The organism is Acinetobacter lactucae (assembly GCF_013344765.1).
Taxonomy (GTDB): domain Bacteria; phylum Pseudomonadota; class Gammaproteobacteria; order Pseudomonadales; family Moraxellaceae; genus Acinetobacter; species Acinetobacter lactucae_A.
Map to the genome: position 1 here is coordinate 1 of NZ_JABVBF010000389.1, position 696 is coordinate 696.

Annotated in this window: 1 protein-coding gene; it reads left to right on the forward strand. The window is 43.1% G+C overall.

Going from position 1 to position 696, the window contains the following annotated elements; translation table 11 throughout:
- Positions 1-696, forward strand: a 696-nt coding sequence (locus HUN22_RS17495; RefSeq protein ID WP_174732036.1) for a fimbria/pilus outer membrane usher protein, incomplete at both ends; no start/stop codon positions are given.

Genomic DNA, 696 nt, shown 5'->3' on the forward strand with positions numbered 1-696 from the left:
TCACCTCGGCACTGCCGCAATTCTCCGGTTCGGCTGCATTGCCTTCAACTTTAGATCTATACGTCAACCAGCAAAAGATTTATTCAGGGCTAGTCCCATCAGGCCCATTTGATATTAAGCAGCTTCCATTTATTTCAGGTAACGAAGTCACACTGGTGACTACCGATGCAACGGGACAGCAGAGCATTACCAAGAAGCCTTACTATTTTTCTTCCAAGATTCTGGCAAAAGGGATTAATGAGTATTCAGTAGATGTCGGTATTCCACGCTATAACTATGGGCTGTATTCAAATGACTATGACGATGCCACCTTTGCATCAGGTGCGATCCGATACGGTTATAGCAACTCATTGACCTTAAGCGGTGGTGCAGAAGCATCAACAGATGGCTTGTTAAATCTCGGCACAGGCTTTGCCAAGAATGTTTTTGGTATTGGGGTGATTAATGCCGATATTGCAGCAAGCCAGTATAAAGATGAAAACGGCTATTCAGCCTTGCTGGGTTTAGAAGGACGCATCAGTAAGAACATTTCATTTAACACCAGCTACCGTAAAGTCTTTGATAACTATTTTGACCTTGCCCGTGTATCTCAGGTCAGATATTTAAAAGAGAATCAGCTCAATGCCGAGTCACAAAACTATCTGAACTACAGTGCACTGGCAGATGAGATTTTTAGGGCAGGGATTAACTATAACT